Source organism: Streptomyces solincola (assembly GCF_002982015.1).
In the GTDB taxonomy this organism is placed as follows: Bacteria; Actinomycetota; Actinomycetes; order Streptomycetales; family Streptomycetaceae; genus Streptomyces; species Streptomyces solincola.
In genome coordinates this window covers 1-14,399 of sequence record NZ_PVLV01000129.1, presented here as the reverse complement: position 1 = coordinate 14,399, position 14,399 = coordinate 1, and the positions used below count along the sequence as shown (strand labels likewise).

Below are 14,399 nucleotides of genomic sequence, written 5' to 3'. Positions count from 1 at the left end.
CTTGGCTGCCCGCGCTCTCTTCTCGGCCTTCGGGTGGGCCGCCGTGCCGCGGCGAGACGGTGCCGGTGAAGCTGGGGGTGTGGCTCTCGAACACCAAGAGCCGGCGGGACAAGCTCACCGCGCAGCAGCTCGCCGCCCTGGCCGCGCTGGGCATGGAGTGGGCGGGCCCGGCCCCGGCGCCCGAGGCCGCCTCGGAGCCGCCTGCCGGGCAACCCCCGCCGTCGGCAGGCCCGTTGAAGCGGGCGGTGCGGGAGCACCACGAGGAACGGGAGAGCTACTGGGACAAACTCTGACCGCTCCCCCACCCCGCGAGACCCCGGGCCGCCTGTAGGGCCCGGGGTCTCGTACGTCACCGCGCGGGCTACCAGCGGCGCAGGTTCTCGACGAGTTCGCCGTGCCACTCGGTGCGGCGCGGCAGGTACTCGTCAGGCGCAGGTCCGAGCGCGACGACCTGGTCGGTGACCCCGTAGGCCAGGACTTGGGTGGCGAGGTCCAACCACGCCTGGGTCTTGTGCGCCGGCGGCACGGGACCGAGGACGGTCACGAACCACATGGGCAGCAGGGCGCGGTCGCGGACCGCGTCGGCCAGGCGGCCGCGCAGCAGCCAGTTCAGCTTCCGCTCCGCCTTGTCGCCCTGCTCGATCAACGATGCCTTCGCCTGCCTCAGAGTGTCGTCCTGGGCCAGTGCGGCCCGAGCCGTCTGAGCGGGGCCGGCCAGCTTCTTGGCCCGCTGATCGTGCTGCTCAGCAAGAGGGCGGGACATGCCGAAGTCCCAGACGGCCTGCTTGTACTCGCGGGACGTACGTAGCCGCCCTGGCCAGGACGCCTGCGGCCTCCACCACCTTGTCGCGGTGCTCGTCACGCTCTTCGACCGCTCCTTCGTACTCGCGGACCTTCAGGCGGTGAGCCTCGCGCTGGTGTCCGGGGAGCAGGCCAGCGCGTACGTTCCAGCCGTGGCTGGCGGTCCAGGCCAGCTTCTGCCACTCCGGGTCGATGGTGTCGAGGGCGGCGAGCGGGGCGCCGCCCGCGGCGAGCAGGTGCGCTTCGAGGGCCTGGACGCGGCCGGTCAGCCGCTTGAGGGCCTGCTCGGTGTCCCGGATGTCGCCGCGTACGTCCTCGTCCAGCTCGGTGAGGTCGTTGCGGATGGTGCCGAGGTCGTCCTCGAGGCTGCGGAGGTCGCCGCGGATGTCGCGCAGCTCGTAGTCAAGGTCTTCGACCTCCCCCAGCTTCGAGCGCAGCGAGTGCAACTCGTGCTCCATCCCGCCGGTCCGGCTCTCCAGCCGACGGACCTGGTAGCCGTAGTCCTCGCTCACCGTCGCACCTCCTTCGGGCCCGTGTCCGTGCTGTCCACCGTGGACCCGCCGACCAGCATCCAGCCGATGGCGGCGGCGATGAACCACCGGCTGATCACGCTCAGGCTGATGAGGGCCATCAAGAGAGCGACCACGTGCAGTCCGACGGCTCCGAAACGGCGATCACGGTGCTGTTCGACGTCGACCTTCTGGAAGCAGCCGGCCACCGTGCCCGCGAAGTGCGGGACCAGCAGGACCAGCCACCAGACCGAGTGATCGAGGATGAAAACGAGCGCGATCAGCGCGGCGCCGACGGCCGCCTCGCCGCGCCAGGACCACGTCACGATGCGCTCACTGCGTTTGCGCTCGGGTTCGGCCAGACGCTCGGGGATCGTCCTCTCGAACTCCACCAACTTGCTGGTGGAGTTCACCAGGCGGGCGTACTCCACCGCGAACTGGTCGTCGTCGACGTCGTGCTTGAGGACCTCGGCACGGCGAGCGCCGACCTTCTGCTGCAACTGCGCCAGCCGCTCTTCGACCTGCTGCTCGGTGTTGCCCACCGAACCACCCCCACCCGCAATGCGACCCTCCGACCGGACACTTCCCTGCTGGTGGACACCTCCAGCAGGGAAACCGATCGACCGTACCCACAGCGGTCCGAAGACCGCCGGGTAATCGCACGCAGTGGCCGAAACCTTGCCGATCACCGCCGTGTACCGGTCCCTCCCCCGTTCCGGCCTGCGTGGCCCGGTGGCGGTCCGGGCCTCGCAGCTGAAGGTCAGTTGGTGCCGAGGATCGCGGGCCGGGCATCGAGAGCCGTTCGCAGGCGCTCCGCGACCGTCCGGGACCGCCGGCCGAAGGCCGGGCCCTTCATCCCCTCCAGGGGCAGTTTCCTGTGCTGGTCGGGCCGCAGAGGAGCGGATGTCCAGCCCAAGGGGTGCAGCCCGGCCCGGTCCATGTTTGGTCGACGCCTGCCAGGTAGTCCTTGTCGACGGGCAGTTCGTCGTTGACCTGCCAGATCACTCCGTCCAGGTGGATGGGCAGGTGGGGGAAGCCGAAGAGGAAGCCGAGGCAGCGTTCGCGCAGCACAGCGGCGCTCTGCTCGGGGCTCAGGGGCACGCCCTTCTCCTCTTGGGCGAGCCCCGGGAGTGCAGTCCTGCAGTCGGTGCGGGGAAGACGTCGACCTCTCCGAGGAGCACGTGGGCGGTGGCGTTCTCCCGGTCGGGGTAGCTCCATCCGGTCTTCGGCAGCAGGACGATCACGTCGTAGGCGTCACGGGCGCCGGCCAGCGCCAAGGCGAGGGGACTGCGGTCCGTGCGGGGAAGGCCGCGGTCGCCGGCCGCGTCCCGCGCATCCTGACCGCGGCCCGGCCGCAGAAGGCCGGCGGCCAGGAGGCCGAGCTCGCGAGCATGGCCGACGGCACCTACGGCGCCTGGTTGGCCGAGCTGGGCCTCTCGAAGGCGATCGAGCGGGGGATCTCGCCGGGTTCGAGATCGACCTGCTGGAGATCCGCGACCCCTCCCCCGTTCTGGGTGAGTCCGAGGAGGCGCAGCGGGGCCGGCGCCTGGCGCTGCTGCAGGCTGCCCTCTTGGAGCACGCCGCGGCGTACAACCTGCGTACGGTCATGACGTTCCACCAGAAGGTGGAGGAGGCAGCCGCAGCGGCCCCGGCCCACGGCTCCTCAGTGCGCGTACCCCACCGACCGGTGAACCCCTCCAGGGCGCGGCGTTGCTGTTCTTCACGGGCGGTCTGCTGTGCGAGGACGTCGCGGTCGATGTACGGGTCGACGGCGGCGGGACCAGACGCTGGAGTTCGTCCGGCTCCAGCGCCTCCGCTTCCCACTGGACCGGGTGCTCGATGTCGAAGCCTTAGCGGCGGGCGAAGGCCGGCCATCTCGGATCGCCGCGCTTGCCCTCGGTCGCAGGGAGTGCGTACGCGCGCATCTGCTCGTAGGTGAGCAGCACCCGGGTCACCGAGCTTCAGCAACCCGTCCTCTGTACCCAGTCGCGCTCAATGCCCTCGCCGGAGCAGTCGAAATCACCGACCACGAGTAGCCGGGCTCCGCGCTGCTCGTGGGCGACGCGGTCGCGGACAACGTCGGCGAAGGACGGGGAGCTGAGGCCGCGGACCACGAGCACGGGGATGCCGGCGAACTCAAGCCATCCGGTCAGCTGCTGCCGCATGGTGTCCTTGTCCGCTGCGACGTACAGGGCCTGCTCCTGGCCCGCCGTGCGGTCTAGGCGGAACCAAGGCGATCGACGCCGGCGGGGCGGCACTCAAAGCGGTCCTCAAAGGTCGCCGGTCGCCGCAGTCCCTGGCCCCGCTTCACGTGCCGGGAGTGCGGCAGCACCTAGTACTTCGCAGAAACCCCGTTCGGGAAGACGAAGCGATCGGACAGCCGGTATTGCTCACCTCCCTGCCGGAAGCGGGCATGGCGCAGACGTTCGCGTTCAGGAGGCGTCACCGTGTGACGCCTCTTGGTGACGCCAACCGCACGCCCGAGGTTTAGGAACCGGAACTTAGCTTGTCGTTTAACCGTAGGTGCTCGGCGAGGTCGCAGCAACGGTGACCTGGGCGGTCCAGGGCCCGGGTTCCCTGGGCGGATCCCAGGTCACGTCGACGCGTTCATCGTGGATGTCGTGTGTGAGTCCTACCACCATGGCCGCTGCGGCGGCCCGTGCCTCGGCTGGGCCGGCGTTGACTGGAACGTCGGCGAGGCGCCCGCAGAGCATCCCGCCTTCCACGGTGAGGACACTGTGGCGCCAGCCTTCCGGCGTCGCGAGCAGGACGATGCCCTGCGGCATGCCGAAGGGCGGTCGCCTCTTCTTCTCCCGCTTACGTCTCACCATGAAGCCATCCAACCTCGTCGGCTTCCTGACGGTTCAGGCGGGCGGAGCTTCAGGCGCCGCGGCGGGGCTTGGTGCCGACTTTGTGGTGGGCGGGACGGCTTAACGCCTCGCCGGTGGCGCGGACCCGTCCGAGATCGTGACGGGTGGCCGGTAGCCGGTTCTTCGAGCCTGGCGGCCTGCCTGGGCCAGAGTCGTGGTCGAGCCATGCGGCCCGGCGAGTCAGGGCGGGAGCCCAGGCGGTCCGCTCGCCGGGCGGCGCGGACGCGGGCGTCGGCCAGGGCGCCGGCGGCGAGACGGGCCCGCTCGTACGGCGGGGCGGACCGCTTTCGCGTGAGCGGGCGCAACACGGCCTGGTCCTCGGTGTCGCACGGGTACAGGGCGCGCACGTCGGCGGTCATCCTCCGGCCGCGCCCGACGGGACGGGTGTAGTCGTCGGCGGCTGCCTGCACGATGCGTTCGTCCAGGCCGGACTCGTGGCGGCGGCCGCGCAGGGCGTAGGCGAGGTGGCGGCGGGCTTCGGCGAGCAGGTGGTGGTGTGCGAAAGCGCCGCGCATCACATACACCACAGCGACGACGTCGACGGCCGCCAGGGCGAGGGCGACCACCGGCCGCGTCCGCCTCCACACCGCCGCGGCTGCCGCCCGCGCCCGCTCGGCGAGCCGGTAGACGGTGCAGGCGCCGAAACGCCCGGATCGCCGAAGCGCGCCATCGCATCCGCAGCTCGGTCAGCGACAGCAACTCGGTGCGCTTGGGCGGGCGGGTCTGGTCGGCGGCCTGACAGGCCAGCGCGTAGCCGGCCCACTCCCCCGGCGTGTGCCCCTGCCGTTCCCTCGTACTGGGCGGTGAGGACGGACAGCGCGTCCTCGATCTGCTGGCGGCGGGTCCACTGCCAGCCGATCAGCCGCCGGTCGATCCCCGCCATGTCCGTCATCACGGGCCGACGGAAGGGCGTCACCTCGCGCGGCTCCCACGCCAACCCGAGCCGCGCCGTCACCTCCTCCATGAACAGGAGGGTGTAGAGGGTGTCAGCGGCGACGATGTGGGCCAGCATCGAGTCCGCTGACAGGTTGCCCCACGTCCCGTCCGGGTGCCGGGCGCGGATCGAGACCACCGCGTGATCGTGAAGCAGCGGCTTGGACTCGGCAGCGCGAGACTCGTAGTGCCGGAACACCGCCACGATCAACCCGTCCTTCACCGGCCGACGGTGCTTGCCACCGCTCCCCCACCGGATCTGCGCGACCGACTCCTCAAACCAAGCCAGCGTCTTGTCCCGGGCGAAGTCCTGGCACAGCTCCAACACCAGGCGGGTCTCGTCATCGGTGAGCGCCCACGCGCTGTGGGCCATCGACGGCGCTCAAAACACCAGGTCCATCCCCAGCCAGGGGATGCGCTCCTTGGCCTTCTGTGTCTCTAGCGACTGGTTGTGCTCGATGGGCCTGCCCAGCACGGTCGCCCGCCGGGCGCGGGCCGGGCTCTCGCCCTTCGCCAGTAGCTTGTGCTCGATCCGGTCGGCGTCCGGGTGCCGGCCCTCTCCAAGAAGGAGTTCGGCCTGCCGCTCGGTCACCACGTCCCCGACCTGGAGGCCGAGGGCGGCCAGGCCCCGGCCCTTCCACACTCCGGGCGGGACACCGGCCTCGTCCTGGGCGGCGCGCAGCGGCGTGCCTACGGCGCGGTGGCCGTCGCCGACCATGACGCCACGGAAGAGGTAGCGCACCCCGGCCCCCGGGCGAACTGGCGACGTGCTGATCATCGGCCCATGGAACCCCGGTGCTGACCTGCATAGATGCGTGATCCGGGGTCCATCCCGCCGGGCGGGAGACCATCACCAGATCTTTACCGGAGCGCCCGTCAGGCGGGCCGCCGCGCCAGCCCGAGACGGTAAGCCGCCGGTGTGTGCACAGTCCGCCACATGAGTACGAACCTGCTCCACGGAGACCTCTGCCCGCTGTGCGGCCAGCCCCTCACGCTGCGCCCGACCGTCATCGTCCGCTCGGCTGGCGTGCCGCACCCCACCCGAACCGACTACCTGCCCCACTGCCGCTACTGCGCCACCAACACGTTCCGCGCGCAGGAGTGGAGCGACCTGATGCGCGCCCGCTACGAGAGCTAACTCTGGGCCGTGCGGATACTGCGCCACGACCGCCCGAGCCCTACCCACCACGACTGAGCACCACGTCACCGACGCCCTTCCACACGAACAGCCACCACCGCCCTCGGCCGACCGGCCGGGGGCTTCGTGCGTTCTGGAGGAGTTCGCCGTGCCCATGAACGAGACTCTGCCACGCTTCACCGCCGACCTTCACCGCCTCTCACCCGCCCAGCGCCACCGCTTCCGCCAGGCCGTGGCCGCCTTCGTCGACGACCTGCGCGCCGGACGCGGTTACTTCCGCGTCGGCCTACGTGTGAAGGGCGTCCGCAGCGCGCCCGGCGTCTTCGAGCTGACCTGGGACAGCAACGGACGGGCCACGTGTCAGTACGGGCCAGCGATACCTACCGGCGTATAGCACGTCATCTGGTGTCGCATCGGCACCCATGACATCCTCAGCAGCCCGTAACGCCTCACCGGGTCGCGCCCGCGTCGGGAGGCCGGGCGCCCGCAGCCTTGTGCCGAAGGGGGATAGCGGACGTCATCATGTGATCAGCGCGCACGACCTTGCGCGGCTTGCATCTCGTTGGGTGGGAAATGAAGCTGACTGGTGAGCCCGGCGGCGTCGAGGCGCTGGCGGAGGAGGCAGTCGTGGCGGCGTGCATGCTGGCCGACGCCGCCGACCCGTCGCGGTGGAGCGCGGGCGCGGGCGCGGTGGAGGACGTGGCCGCCGCCCTCGATGTCCTGGTCAGTGCGCTCACCCAACTCGATCCTGAGTGCGCGGAGATCCTCTCCGTCGTACCGGTCGCGGCGGCCGCCGTCGTCGAGCGCGCCGAACAGGCTTCTGCCGGGGCGGGCGAGTCCAATGGCGGCAGGGCGATGGCCGGGACGAGTACGGCGCTGCGCCAGGCGCTTGCCGCTCACGGTCTGACCCGGCACCGTGTCCACCAGTTCGATGCCCGCGCTGGCCACCGTGACGCTGGACGCCCCCGAACGCAGGCCCTGGCCATGCTCTTTAGCCGACGTGACGCGCTCCCCCGACGGGCGCAGCAGCGGGATGTCAGCAGCCTCTTCGGAAGGTGGCGATGGCTACGTCGGACACAGGAGCCCCGTGTCCTCCGGGTTGGTGGAGTGCACGGGGTTCCTGTGTTGTCGAGGCTGAGGCTGCTAGTCCCTGATTAGGCCTGCGGCGACCTGTTGGAGGATGGTCGCGAGCGAGGCTCGGTCCTGGGGGGGGAGGTCTCCCCTCATGTCTGTGATGACGGCCTCGACGCCGTGGCTGCGCCGGAAGTAGCGGAGGATGAACGCGCTTCGCTGGACGGGACTGAGCCTGTCGAAGGCAGCGTCCATGAGGGCTCTGCCGTCGTCCCAGGGCAGCGTGCGGGTCGGTACGTCTGTCTGAACGCTCTGGGTTGGTCGCGGTTCGGGTACGAGCCCGGTAGTCGGCTTGTCCGGCACCGCGTTCGGCTCGGCGTCAGGGTTCAAAACCGGGTTTTGAACGGGCGAGGGGGCTGGCGCGCTCGAGCGCTTCCGCGGGGCCTTCGGCTCCTGGGCTTTGCGGATCTCTTCCGCAGCGACGGCCTTCTGCTGCTGCGGATCCTGGATCTTGGCGATCTTCTCAGCGGTCTTCACCGTGATCTGCTTGGTGTCGACGATGTCGCGGAGTTCGGGCGCCAGGTTGAGGAGTGCCAGTCGGTTGGAGACGTACATCTGCGACTTGCCGATGCGTTCGGCGACCTTCTCCTGGGAACCGTGACGCTCGACCATCCGCTGCAGGAACCCCGCCTCCTTGTAGGGCGGGATGTTCTTGCGGTGGATGTTTTCGATGACGACGGCTTCGTCGAGCTTGTCGTCTCCCTCGTTGCCGAGGCGGTCTCGGACGCGGATCTCGAACTTGGTCCAGCCGAGCTGCTTGGCCGCCTGGAGGCGCCGGTTGCCGAGGACGACGACCCACTCGGCGTTGCCCACGCTTGCTCCGTGCTCGGGCTTGACCCGGAGGAACGCTTCACGCGACATGGCGACGGCCGGCTGGAGCTGGCCGACCGACTTCATCGACTCCTTGAGGTCGCGGAAGTCGGGGTCTTCGTCGCTGTAGTCAGCCTCGGTCCGAGGGTTCTCGGGGTTGCCGATGAGGGTGTGCATGTAGGCGGTGGTCGGCGGGGCCTCAGGCTTGGCGGGCTCGGCCGTGGAGGCCCGGTTGGCGCCGGGCTTGCCGGGGCCGTCCAGCAGGTCTGCCCAGGGCTTCTTCGTCGCCATCAGCGGGCACCCTTCTTGCCGGCGCCGAGCTCGAGAGCGAGCTGGTAGAAGTCTTCGCGGGCCTCCATGGCGACCCGGTTCTTCTTGTACTGGGTGACGACCGCGCCTTCGAGGGCTGCCCGGGTGTGGACCTTGTAATGACGCACGACAGTGTTGGCCAGGTTCCAGCCCTGCGCGCGGACGAAGCCCTTGGTCTGGTCGAGGTCTGCTTCGCCGTCGCGCGGGTCCCAATTATTGATGACGACGAGGTAGGGGATGCCCAGCGGCTTGACCACTTCCTCGATGGTGTCGCGGGTCGGCATGAACCCGAGGGGCTCGGGTTCGACTGGGACGATGATGTCGTCGGCGTTGGCCAGCACGGCGCGCATGGCGTCGGCGGCGGTGCTCTTGCCGAAGGGGTCGCCGGCTTCTTCCTTCTCGTCCTCAGGGAGGTCCATCCACCCGGGGGTGTCGATGAAGGCGTGCTTGATCTTTCGGGACTTCTTCAGTGCAGAGAAGAGCTCCAGGTCGTCCTTGGAGTTGATCTGCTCAAAGGAGAAGGGTAGCTCGTTACCGACTCGTTCCGACCACCACGTGGTGGAGCCCTGGGGGTCGGCGGAGACGGCTGCCACGTAGTGAGGGTCGCCCTCGGGGGCTGGGCCCAGAACGTGAGCGGTGATGGCCGCGGTATTGACGGTGAGAGTCGACTTCCCGACTCCGCCCTTGCGGTTGATGAGCGCGGTGATCCGTGCCATGGGTGGTACTCCTGATGCTCCGTATGCTTCCCAGCCGGAGTGGCTGGTACTAGCGGACCGGGACAGGATGCCATGTATCACCCCTCGCGTCGGTGCTGCGGCGTGGTTTCAAAACTGGGTTTTGAACTTCCCCGTCGGGTCGGCCGGTGGACAGTCGTGTTCTGTGCTTTCAAAACCCGGTTTTGAAAGCACATGCTGTGCGCGTCCGGTTGGGGAGGCGGTTCGGCGGGCCGCGGGATCAGTTGCCGTCCTCGTTGGGGCTGCTTCCCAGTCGACCGTTCAAAACCGGGTTTTGACACAAGGGTCTGCGGAGACCCACCCGTGAAGGCAGGAAGGTCGGTACCCCACGTGTTCGTGGGGTGCCGACCTTCTTGGTGGTGCCGCGTTCAGCGGGCCCAGACTGCGACCTGGGGGTCCCGATCGGGATCGGGCGCTGCTGTTGCGAGTGCGGCGGGGTGCCGCATGGCGGTGACCGGGATGCCGCCGGGCTCGTGGGGCCGTGCCCAGGTGAGGTGCCAGGTGTCGTCGGGATGGAAGTGGATCGTGGCCTGGGTGTGGACGGCGCGCGGGATGCGGGGGAGTGTCTCGTTGGGGTCGTCGCCGGGTAGAGGCACCAGGGGGTCTAGGCGTGGACGCGGCTCGTGTAGAGGGCGGTGGCGTGGATGGTGGTGGCCCAGCGGTGGTGGCTGAGGAGAAGGAAGAGCTCGGGACGGTCACCTTCATCGGCGTCGGGGGCGGGAGGCCGGTGAGGTGCAGGCTGTCGATGACCGGGGTGAAGCCGAGGACGGCCGGGTCTTGGTCGGGGGTCCAGAATAGTTCGACGGGGTGCGTGGTGCCGTTGTCGCCCTCGCAGGTCACGTGGTCGTACAGGCCGGTGGTGGTCATGCGCTCGCTCCGGTGTCAGTGGCCTTAAGGGCGCGGGAGAGGTGGACGTGGAGGTGGTGGACGTCGACCTGGCGGCCGCGGGCGCGGAGTTCCCGGGCAAGGAGTTCGGTGAGGCTGGCGCCCTGTGTTTCCCGCCCGCACAGCCGATGGCGATGCGGCGGGGGCCGGCGGGGAGGTCGGCGTAGTCGGTGAGGTTGGCGAGCAGTTCGCGGGCTCCGGGGGTGTTGAGGACGATGACCTGGGCGCGGGAGTTGAGGCCGTTGAGGTCGAGGGTGTCGCGGGCGGCGGGGTCGCGGAGTCGGTCGCGGACGTCCTCGATCCGGTCGGCGGCGGGCGGGACGGGGGGAGCCGTCCGGGCCGGTGGGCAGGTGCAGGTAGCCGAACGAGGTCAGCCGGATCGGATGCAAGGGAGCGCCTCCTGCTCGGTGGTGGAAGGGCAAGACGGTGGAGCTCCGCACCGGGTGGGCGCGAAGTTTCGTGGTGCTACTGGGCAGTGGTGTCGGTGACCACGAGGAACTGGTCGGTGGCGACGTCCATGACGATGCGGGCGTCGGTGCCCTGGGCTCGCTGGGTGGCGGCGTACTCGTCGGCGGGCCAGGAGCCGCGGGGGGGGCCGGTGGGGAACCGCTCCAGGACGGTGCGCTGCGAGGGGAGGGCGGTCGTCATCGCAGGTCGCCGTTCTCGTAGGCGTCGATGAGGTCGCCGATCGCGTCGGCGGTGGCGGCCTCGCCGACCCAACGGCCGGACGCGGTGAGCATCGGGACCTGGTCGCGGTCGGCGTCGAAGACGACGACGTAATTCCCGAACCGGTCCAGCACGAGGCCGTAGACCAAGGGGGCCGGGGCGGCCTCGAGGACCTCTAGGCCGTCAACGGTGGAGCGGGCGGGCGCCTCGGGTCCGTCGGGCGGGACCAGGGTGCGGTGACCCGCACGAGGTCGCCGGGCTGGATCTCGCGCAGCAGGACTTCGGCGATGCCCGGGTCGCCGGTGGTGCCGGCGTAACACGGTGTCTGGGGTGTCGGGGGCGATCCGGTCCGCGTCGGCGGGGGAGTGGATCAGGTCGAAGCGTGCGGTGCCCCAGCTGGTGCCGGGGGCCGGGATCGCGTCGACGTAGCCGTCTATGGCCAGGTGTGTCTGGGGGTTCATCGGTTGGCCCCCGCCAGGGTCTTGGTGGAGCGGGGCCGGGGGGGGGGAGCGCTGTGCCAGGACGAGCAGCTCGCGGTTGCGGCGCTGCTGCTCGGGGGTGAGGGGCCGGGCCTTCGTGCCGTGGCGGTGCCAGAGCGGCGAGGCTGGCGGCTCGGGGTAGGCGAGGGCGTGGTCGACGTCGTGCTGGGTGCTGCTCATGGGGCCTCCGTCTGGAGGGGTTCGGGCGTGGTCGGTGGTCTTGCCGCCCTTGGGCGGGTCGGAGACGAACCGGGTCTTGCCGGGGTGCGCCGCGTTCCAGAGCTCCGTGCAGACCTGGTGAGCGGGCTCTTTGGCGTGGGACCTCAGCGGGGTGGTGCCGCACAGCACGCACGGGGCGGGCGGCCCGAAGTGTCAGCCGTCGCGCCAGTTCAGGAGCTGGACCGGCACTACGGGCTGCTCCGGCTATGTGGGCACCGCGCGCAGATGGCGGCGCCAGGCATTCACGGCCGCAGGTCGGGCAGCTGCTGGAGGACCATGGCGATGAGGTCCGGCGTCGGTCTCCACGCAGGGAGCGCACCCGTGGCGGACACGGGCAGAGGCAGCTCGCGGACGTCGTCGATGACCAGGTGGTGCGCGCGGCGCTGCGCCCAGGGGCTGGTGCAGTGCTCGGGCTGCTGGTCGAGGTGGCAGTCGGTGAGCCGGGCGACGCCGATGACCGCGCCGCGGTGCAGCTCGCGGCTGCGGATCGCAGTGGCCACCAGCGGGTCCCGCAGCAGGGCGGGGTCCGGTTTCGCCTTCCCGGCGTGGAGGAGGACCCAGCCGCGCCACGGCCAATGGGGGGCCTGTTCGCCACGTTACTTCCGGCGAGGATGCAGGCGGCCTAGGGTTGGCGGATCGTGATGCCGCGGATCCAGTCGCCCGCCGACGGAAGGTTCATGGAGCTCATGCGGCTCGCCCCCACATCGCCGAGCCGGGCCTGCCCCGCGCGGCGCCCGTTGACGGACGGCACGGAGGCGTGCGCGGCGGTCGCCAGGATCGCCTGGCCGGTGTGCTTGCCGTCGTACAGGGCGGCGCCGGCGGCCCGCTGCTACGCGGACGGGTCGCGGGTGCTGACGGCGTCCGGGGTGGCGGCGCCGACCGAGGCGGCGACGTCGACGGTGCGGCCGTCGTCGAGGACGACCGGGGTATGCAGCATCCGAATCAGCTGCGTGAGGCGCTGCTCGCGGCGGGCGGCGGGCAGCTGAAGGACCACGGCGAACTCTTCTCTGAACTAACGAGAGCGTCCCGTGATCAGATGACGGGACGCTCTGTCCTGAGGGGGAAGGGACGGTATGGGGCCGGAGAACGGCTGCGAGCAGCGCGTGTGTAGTTTCCTCCCCGTGTTAGAGCACCAGGATGAGACCAGGACGGCCTACGACGGGGTCGTCGAGCTGTATGCGTCGATGTTCGCTAATCGGTTGGAGACGCAGCCGTTCGCGCGGAACATGATCGGCACCTTCGCCGAGCTAGTACGTGCCACAGGGAACCTGCGGGTAGCCGATGTCGGGTGCGGCCCTGGTCATCTGACGGCCATGCTGCACGACTTGGGGCTGGACGCCTTCGGGCTCGACCTTTCCCCGGCCATGGTCGACCACGCCCGGCGGGCCTATCCGGCGCTGCGGTTCGACGAAGCGCGAATGGAGGCGCTGCCGGTCGAAGACGGCGCACTCGGCGGAGTGCTGGCCCACTACTCGATGATTCATACCCCACCTGGAGAACTGCCCGCGCTGCTCGACGAACAGGTGCGTGTCCTGGCACCAGGGGGCCTTCTCCTGGTGTCCTTCTTCGGGACCGAGGGACCGGAGCCGGTCTGCTTCGACCATAAGGTGACGCCCGCCTATAGCTGGCCAGCGGACCGGTTCGCCGAGCTGCTGGCCGCGGCCGGGCTCGTCACGTTCGCCCGGCTGCTCCCCGACCCAGCGTCCGAGCGAGGCTTCCTCGACACCCACTTGCTGGCCCGCCGCCCGTAGAGCGTGGGTCGTGGCCGATGACGGGTCGGTGGAGACCATCTGTGTGGATGATGCTCGCCAGGTCCCCTTGCCGTACTGATCCTTCAGGCCGCCGGTCTGCAGTGCCCCCTTGTGCTGGCCGGTGGCCGGTCAGCCTGCCCGGTCACCGGATCCAGCCCCCTCGGGGGGGAGGGCCGGTGGCCGGACGGGTTGACCGGATCAGCCGTTGGCGGCGTGGGCGGCGGTGCGGGCGCGGTGGAGGTCGTGCCGGCGGGGGCGGGTGTCGCTGTGCGAGGTGCACAGCGACCTCGGCTCGGCACCGCAGGCCGGGCAGGCGATGGCCAGGGCGGGCTTGGTAAGAGCGGGCGCGTGCTCGGCGGTGGCCGGGGTGGCTGGGGTGGCCGGGTCGAACGTGGACATGAGGTCCTCCGTCGTGGGTGGCTGGGTGGTTAGCCGTTGTGGTGGGTGTGGTTGCGGGCGAAGAGGCCGCGGGCCTGGGTGGTGGTGTGGTGCTGGTGGTGGTGCGTGACCGGACCGTGGTTGTGGTTCTCGGTATGAGTGAGAGCGCTGCGGGCTTGGCGCAGTGCGCTGCCGATTGCGGTGGCGACGGCGGCGAGGGCGGCGAGGGCGGCCAGCGGCAGGGTGACCATGAGGACGGAGGTGAGGGTGACGGCGGCCAGGCCGTGGAGCACGAGCCAGGTGCCGCAGCCGGCGCCGGTGATGCCGGTGCCGATGCCGAGGGAGGCGACGGCCGTGCCGGCCGCCCAGGCCGGGACGATCCGGGTCTCGGGTTGGGCCACCGGCGGGGTGGGCCCGACCGCAGGCAGCGGAGTCTCATCCCGGTAGGAGGTGGCGAACCCGACCGGCTGGAGGTGTGGTTCGGGGCGGTAGGCGTCGGCGATCAGTCGGCGTGCCTCGGTGGTTGCGGCGCTATCGCTCAGGCTGCGGTGGTGGCGAGCTGCTTCAGGGCATCAAGGGCGGCTTGGGGGTCGCTCACCGTGGGCGGCTCGAAGTCGTCTTCGGCAGCTGGGACCGGGGTCTGCGCGGCGGCCTTGTGGGTGGGGGTGCCGGTCTTGTTGCCGGTGGGGCGGGGGCGGCCGGGGGCGGTGGGGGACTCGCCGGACCGGGGCGGGTCGGTACAGTCGGACCACAGCTCGCGGGGCGCCAGCCCGGCGAGGTCGGGAT

General features: G+C 70.5%; 22 protein-coding genes and 3 pseudogenes. 5 read left to right on the top strand and 20 right to left on the bottom strand.

The window, feature by feature from the left end; translation table 11 throughout:
- Window positions 1-53 precede the first annotated feature (53 nt).
- Window positions 54-293 (top strand): annotated as a pseudogene (locus C6N75_RS10590) (hypothetical protein); the annotation flags it as partial.
- A gap of 68 nt (window positions 294-361) precedes the next feature.
- On the opposite strand, the gene C6N75_RS31545 reads toward C6N75_RS10590, so the two are convergent.
- The 5 genes from C6N75_RS31545 to C6N75_RS10565 form a co-directional block, all read right to left on the bottom strand.
- On the bottom strand, window positions 362-763 hold the full coding sequence (locus tag C6N75_RS31545) for a hypothetical protein (protein WP_258177333.1): 402 nt from the start codon (window positions 761-763) through the stop codon (window positions 362-364).
- Window positions 744-1,313: a hypothetical protein gene (locus tag C6N75_RS31540; protein WP_105868617.1), complete on the bottom strand. Its 570-nt coding sequence runs from the start codon at window positions 1,311-1,313 to the stop codon at window positions 744-746. The genes C6N75_RS31545 and C6N75_RS31540 overlap by 20 nt, the downstream gene beginning before the upstream one ends.
- Window positions 1,310-1,852 (bottom strand): hypothetical protein, encoded by a 543-nt coding sequence (locus C6N75_RS10575; RefSeq protein ID WP_105868616.1) that lies wholly within the window; start codon window positions 1,850-1,852, stop codon window positions 1,310-1,312. Before C6N75_RS10575 ends, C6N75_RS31540 begins: the two co-directional genes overlap by 4 nt.
- A gap of 310 nt (window positions 1,853-2,162) precedes the next feature.
- On the bottom strand, window positions 2,163-2,411 hold the full coding sequence (locus C6N75_RS10570) for a hypothetical protein (RefSeq protein ID WP_258177332.1): 249 nt from the start codon (window positions 2,409-2,411) through the stop codon (window positions 2,163-2,165).
- Complete coding sequence (locus C6N75_RS10565) at window positions 2,402-2,587, bottom strand: hypothetical protein (protein WP_181160431.1); 186 nt, start codon at window positions 2,585-2,587, stop codon at window positions 2,402-2,404. Before C6N75_RS10565 ends, C6N75_RS10570 begins: the two co-directional genes overlap by 10 nt.
- A 51-nt stretch (window positions 2,588-2,638) precedes the next feature.
- Here C6N75_RS10565 and C6N75_RS31535 point away from each other — a divergent pair.
- A pseudogene (locus C6N75_RS31535) lies at window positions 2,639-2,958 on the top strand (DEAD/DEAH box helicase); the annotation flags it as partial.
- A gap of 313 nt (window positions 2,959-3,271) precedes the next feature.
- On the opposite strand, the gene C6N75_RS10550 reads toward C6N75_RS31535, so the two are convergent.
- The 3 genes and pseudogenes from C6N75_RS10550 to mobF all read right to left on the bottom strand — a co-directional run bounded on the left by C6N75_RS10550 (window position 3,272) and on the right by mobF (window position 5,831).
- The gene (locus tag C6N75_RS10550) at window positions 3,272-3,475 is read right to left on the bottom strand and encodes a hypothetical protein (RefSeq protein ID WP_146132538.1); all 204 of its coding nucleotides are present in this window, start codon (window positions 3,473-3,475) and stop codon (window positions 3,272-3,274) included.
- A gap of 348 nt (window positions 3,476-3,823) precedes the next feature.
- Window positions 3,824-4,141: a hypothetical protein gene (locus tag C6N75_RS10545; protein WP_146132537.1), complete on the bottom strand. Its 318-nt coding sequence runs from the start codon at window positions 4,139-4,141 to the stop codon at window positions 3,824-3,826.
- Window positions 4,135-5,831, bottom strand: a pseudogene (mobF, locus tag C6N75_RS29980) (MobF family relaxase). Before mobF ends, C6N75_RS10545 begins: the two are co-directional and overlap by 7 nt.
- Window positions 5,832-6,050: 219 nt before the next feature.
- On the opposite strand from mobF, the gene C6N75_RS10530 reads away from it, so the two are divergent.
- Together C6N75_RS10530 and C6N75_RS10525 are read left to right on the top strand one after the other, a co-directional pair.
- Window positions 6,051-6,251, top strand: coding sequence for a hypothetical protein (locus C6N75_RS10530; RefSeq protein ID WP_105868611.1), 201 nt, complete (start codon window positions 6,051-6,053; stop codon window positions 6,249-6,251).
- A 154-nt stretch (window positions 6,252-6,405) separates the two neighbouring features.
- Entirely contained in the window at window positions 6,406-6,645 is a 240-nt protein-coding gene (locus C6N75_RS10525; protein ID WP_258177331.1) for a hypothetical protein, read from the top strand.
- A gap of 134 nt (window positions 6,646-6,779) precedes the next feature.
- Here C6N75_RS10525 and C6N75_RS30170 read toward each other — a convergent pair whose 3' ends face one another.
- From C6N75_RS30170 to C6N75_RS31520, 9 genes are all read right to left on the bottom strand, one after another.
- Window positions 6,780-7,199: a hypothetical protein gene (locus C6N75_RS30170; protein ID WP_146132536.1), complete on the bottom strand. Its 420-nt coding sequence runs from the start codon at window positions 7,197-7,199 to the stop codon at window positions 6,780-6,782.
- A 195-nt stretch (window positions 7,200-7,394) separates the two neighbouring features.
- Window positions 7,395-8,483: a ParB/RepB/Spo0J family partition protein gene (locus tag C6N75_RS31530; RefSeq protein ID WP_258177330.1), complete on the bottom strand. Its 1,089-nt coding sequence runs from the start codon at window positions 8,481-8,483 to the stop codon at window positions 7,395-7,397.
- On the bottom strand, window positions 8,483-9,217 hold the full coding sequence (locus C6N75_RS10510; RefSeq protein WP_105868608.1) for a ParA family protein: 735 nt from the start codon (window positions 9,215-9,217) through the stop codon (window positions 8,483-8,485). Before C6N75_RS10510 ends, C6N75_RS31530 begins: the two co-directional genes overlap by 1 nt.
- Window positions 9,218-9,603: 386 nt before the next feature.
- Window positions 9,604-9,831: a hypothetical protein gene (locus C6N75_RS31525; protein WP_258177329.1), complete on the bottom strand. Its 228-nt coding sequence runs from the start codon at window positions 9,829-9,831 to the stop codon at window positions 9,604-9,606.
- 8 nt (window positions 9,832-9,839) lie between these two features.
- On the bottom strand, window positions 9,840-10,421 hold the full coding sequence (locus C6N75_RS32215) for a hypothetical protein (protein WP_407703210.1): 582 nt from the start codon (window positions 10,419-10,421) through the stop codon (window positions 9,840-9,842).
- A gap of 164 nt (window positions 10,422-10,585) precedes the next feature.
- Window positions 10,586-10,768, bottom strand: a complete 183-nt coding sequence (locus C6N75_RS10495) for a hypothetical protein (protein WP_105868607.1) — start codon at window positions 10,766-10,768, stop codon at window positions 10,586-10,588.
- Entirely contained in the window at window positions 10,765-11,445 is a 681-nt protein-coding gene (locus C6N75_RS30165) for a hypothetical protein (protein ID WP_258177328.1), read from the bottom strand. Before C6N75_RS30165 ends, C6N75_RS10495 begins: the two co-directional genes overlap by 4 nt.
- Window positions 11,446-11,726: 281 nt before the next feature.
- A complete protein-coding gene (locus C6N75_RS32085) occupies window positions 11,727-11,984 on the bottom strand; it encodes a hypothetical protein (protein ID WP_322888038.1) in 258 nt (85 codons plus the stop codon).
- Between the two features lie 329 nt (window positions 11,985-12,313).
- A complete protein-coding gene (locus C6N75_RS31520; protein ID WP_258177327.1) occupies window positions 12,314-12,478 on the bottom strand; it encodes a hypothetical protein in 165 nt (54 codons plus the stop codon).
- A gap of 127 nt (window positions 12,479-12,605) precedes the next feature.
- Between C6N75_RS31520 and C6N75_RS10475 the strand changes: the two genes are divergently transcribed.
- On the top strand, window positions 12,606-13,235 hold the full coding sequence (locus C6N75_RS10475; protein ID WP_105868628.1) for a class I SAM-dependent methyltransferase: 630 nt from the start codon (window positions 12,606-12,608) through the stop codon (window positions 13,233-13,235).
- A 198-nt stretch (window positions 13,236-13,433) separates the two neighbouring features.
- Here the strand turns inward: C6N75_RS10475 and C6N75_RS30160 are convergent, their stop codons facing one another.
- From C6N75_RS30160 to C6N75_RS30620, 3 genes are all read right to left on the bottom strand, one after another.
- Window positions 13,434-13,634 (bottom strand): zinc finger domain-containing protein, encoded by a 201-nt coding sequence (locus C6N75_RS30160; protein WP_146132534.1) that lies wholly within the window; start codon window positions 13,632-13,634, stop codon window positions 13,434-13,436.
- Window positions 13,635-13,663: 29 nt separating this feature from the next.
- On the bottom strand, window positions 13,664-14,014 hold the full coding sequence (locus tag C6N75_RS10470; protein WP_258177326.1) for a hypothetical protein: 351 nt from the start codon (window positions 14,012-14,014) through the stop codon (window positions 13,664-13,666).
- Between the two features lie 137 nt (window positions 14,015-14,151).
- A partial coding sequence (locus tag C6N75_RS30620; RefSeq protein WP_219852870.1) for a hypothetical protein occupies window positions 14,152-14,399 on the bottom strand: 248 nt, incomplete at its 5' end.

Coding starts and splice junctions, on each gene's coding strand:
- C6N75_RS31545 (WP_258177333.1), bottom strand. CDS start 763: ATGTCCCGCCCTCTTGCTGAGCAGCACGATCAGCGGGCCAAGAAGCTG.
- C6N75_RS10550 (WP_146132538.1), bottom strand. CDS start 3,475: ATGCGGCAGCAGCTGACCGGATGGCTTGAGTTCGCCGGCATCCCCGTG.
- C6N75_RS10545 (WP_146132537.1), bottom strand. CDS start 4,141: ATGGTGAGACGTAAGCGGGAGAAGAAGAGGCGACCGCCCTTCGGCATG.
- C6N75_RS10530 (WP_105868611.1), top strand. CDS start 6,051: ATGAGTACGAACCTGCTCCACGGAGACCTCTGCCCGCTGTGCGGCCAG.
- C6N75_RS10525 (WP_258177331.1), top strand. CDS start 6,406: ATGAACGAGACTCTGCCACGCTTCACCGCCGACCTTCACCGCCTCTCA.
- C6N75_RS31530 (WP_258177330.1), bottom strand. CDS start 8,483: ATGGCGACGAAGAAGCCCTGGGCAGACCTGCTGGACGGCCCCGGCAAG.
- C6N75_RS10510 (WP_105868608.1), bottom strand. CDS start 9,217: ATGGCACGGATCACCGCGCTCATCAACCGCAAGGGCGGAGTCGGGAAG.
- C6N75_RS10495 (WP_105868607.1), bottom strand. CDS start 10,768: ATGACGACCGCCCTCCCCTCGCAGCGCACCGTCCTGGAGCGGTTCCCC.
- C6N75_RS30165 (WP_258177328.1), bottom strand. CDS start 11,445: ATGAGCAGCACCCAGCACGACGTCGACCACGCCCTCGCCTACCCCGAG.
- C6N75_RS30160 (WP_146132534.1), bottom strand. CDS start 13,634: ATGTCCACGTTCGACCCGGCCACCCCAGCCACCCCGGCCACCGCCGAG.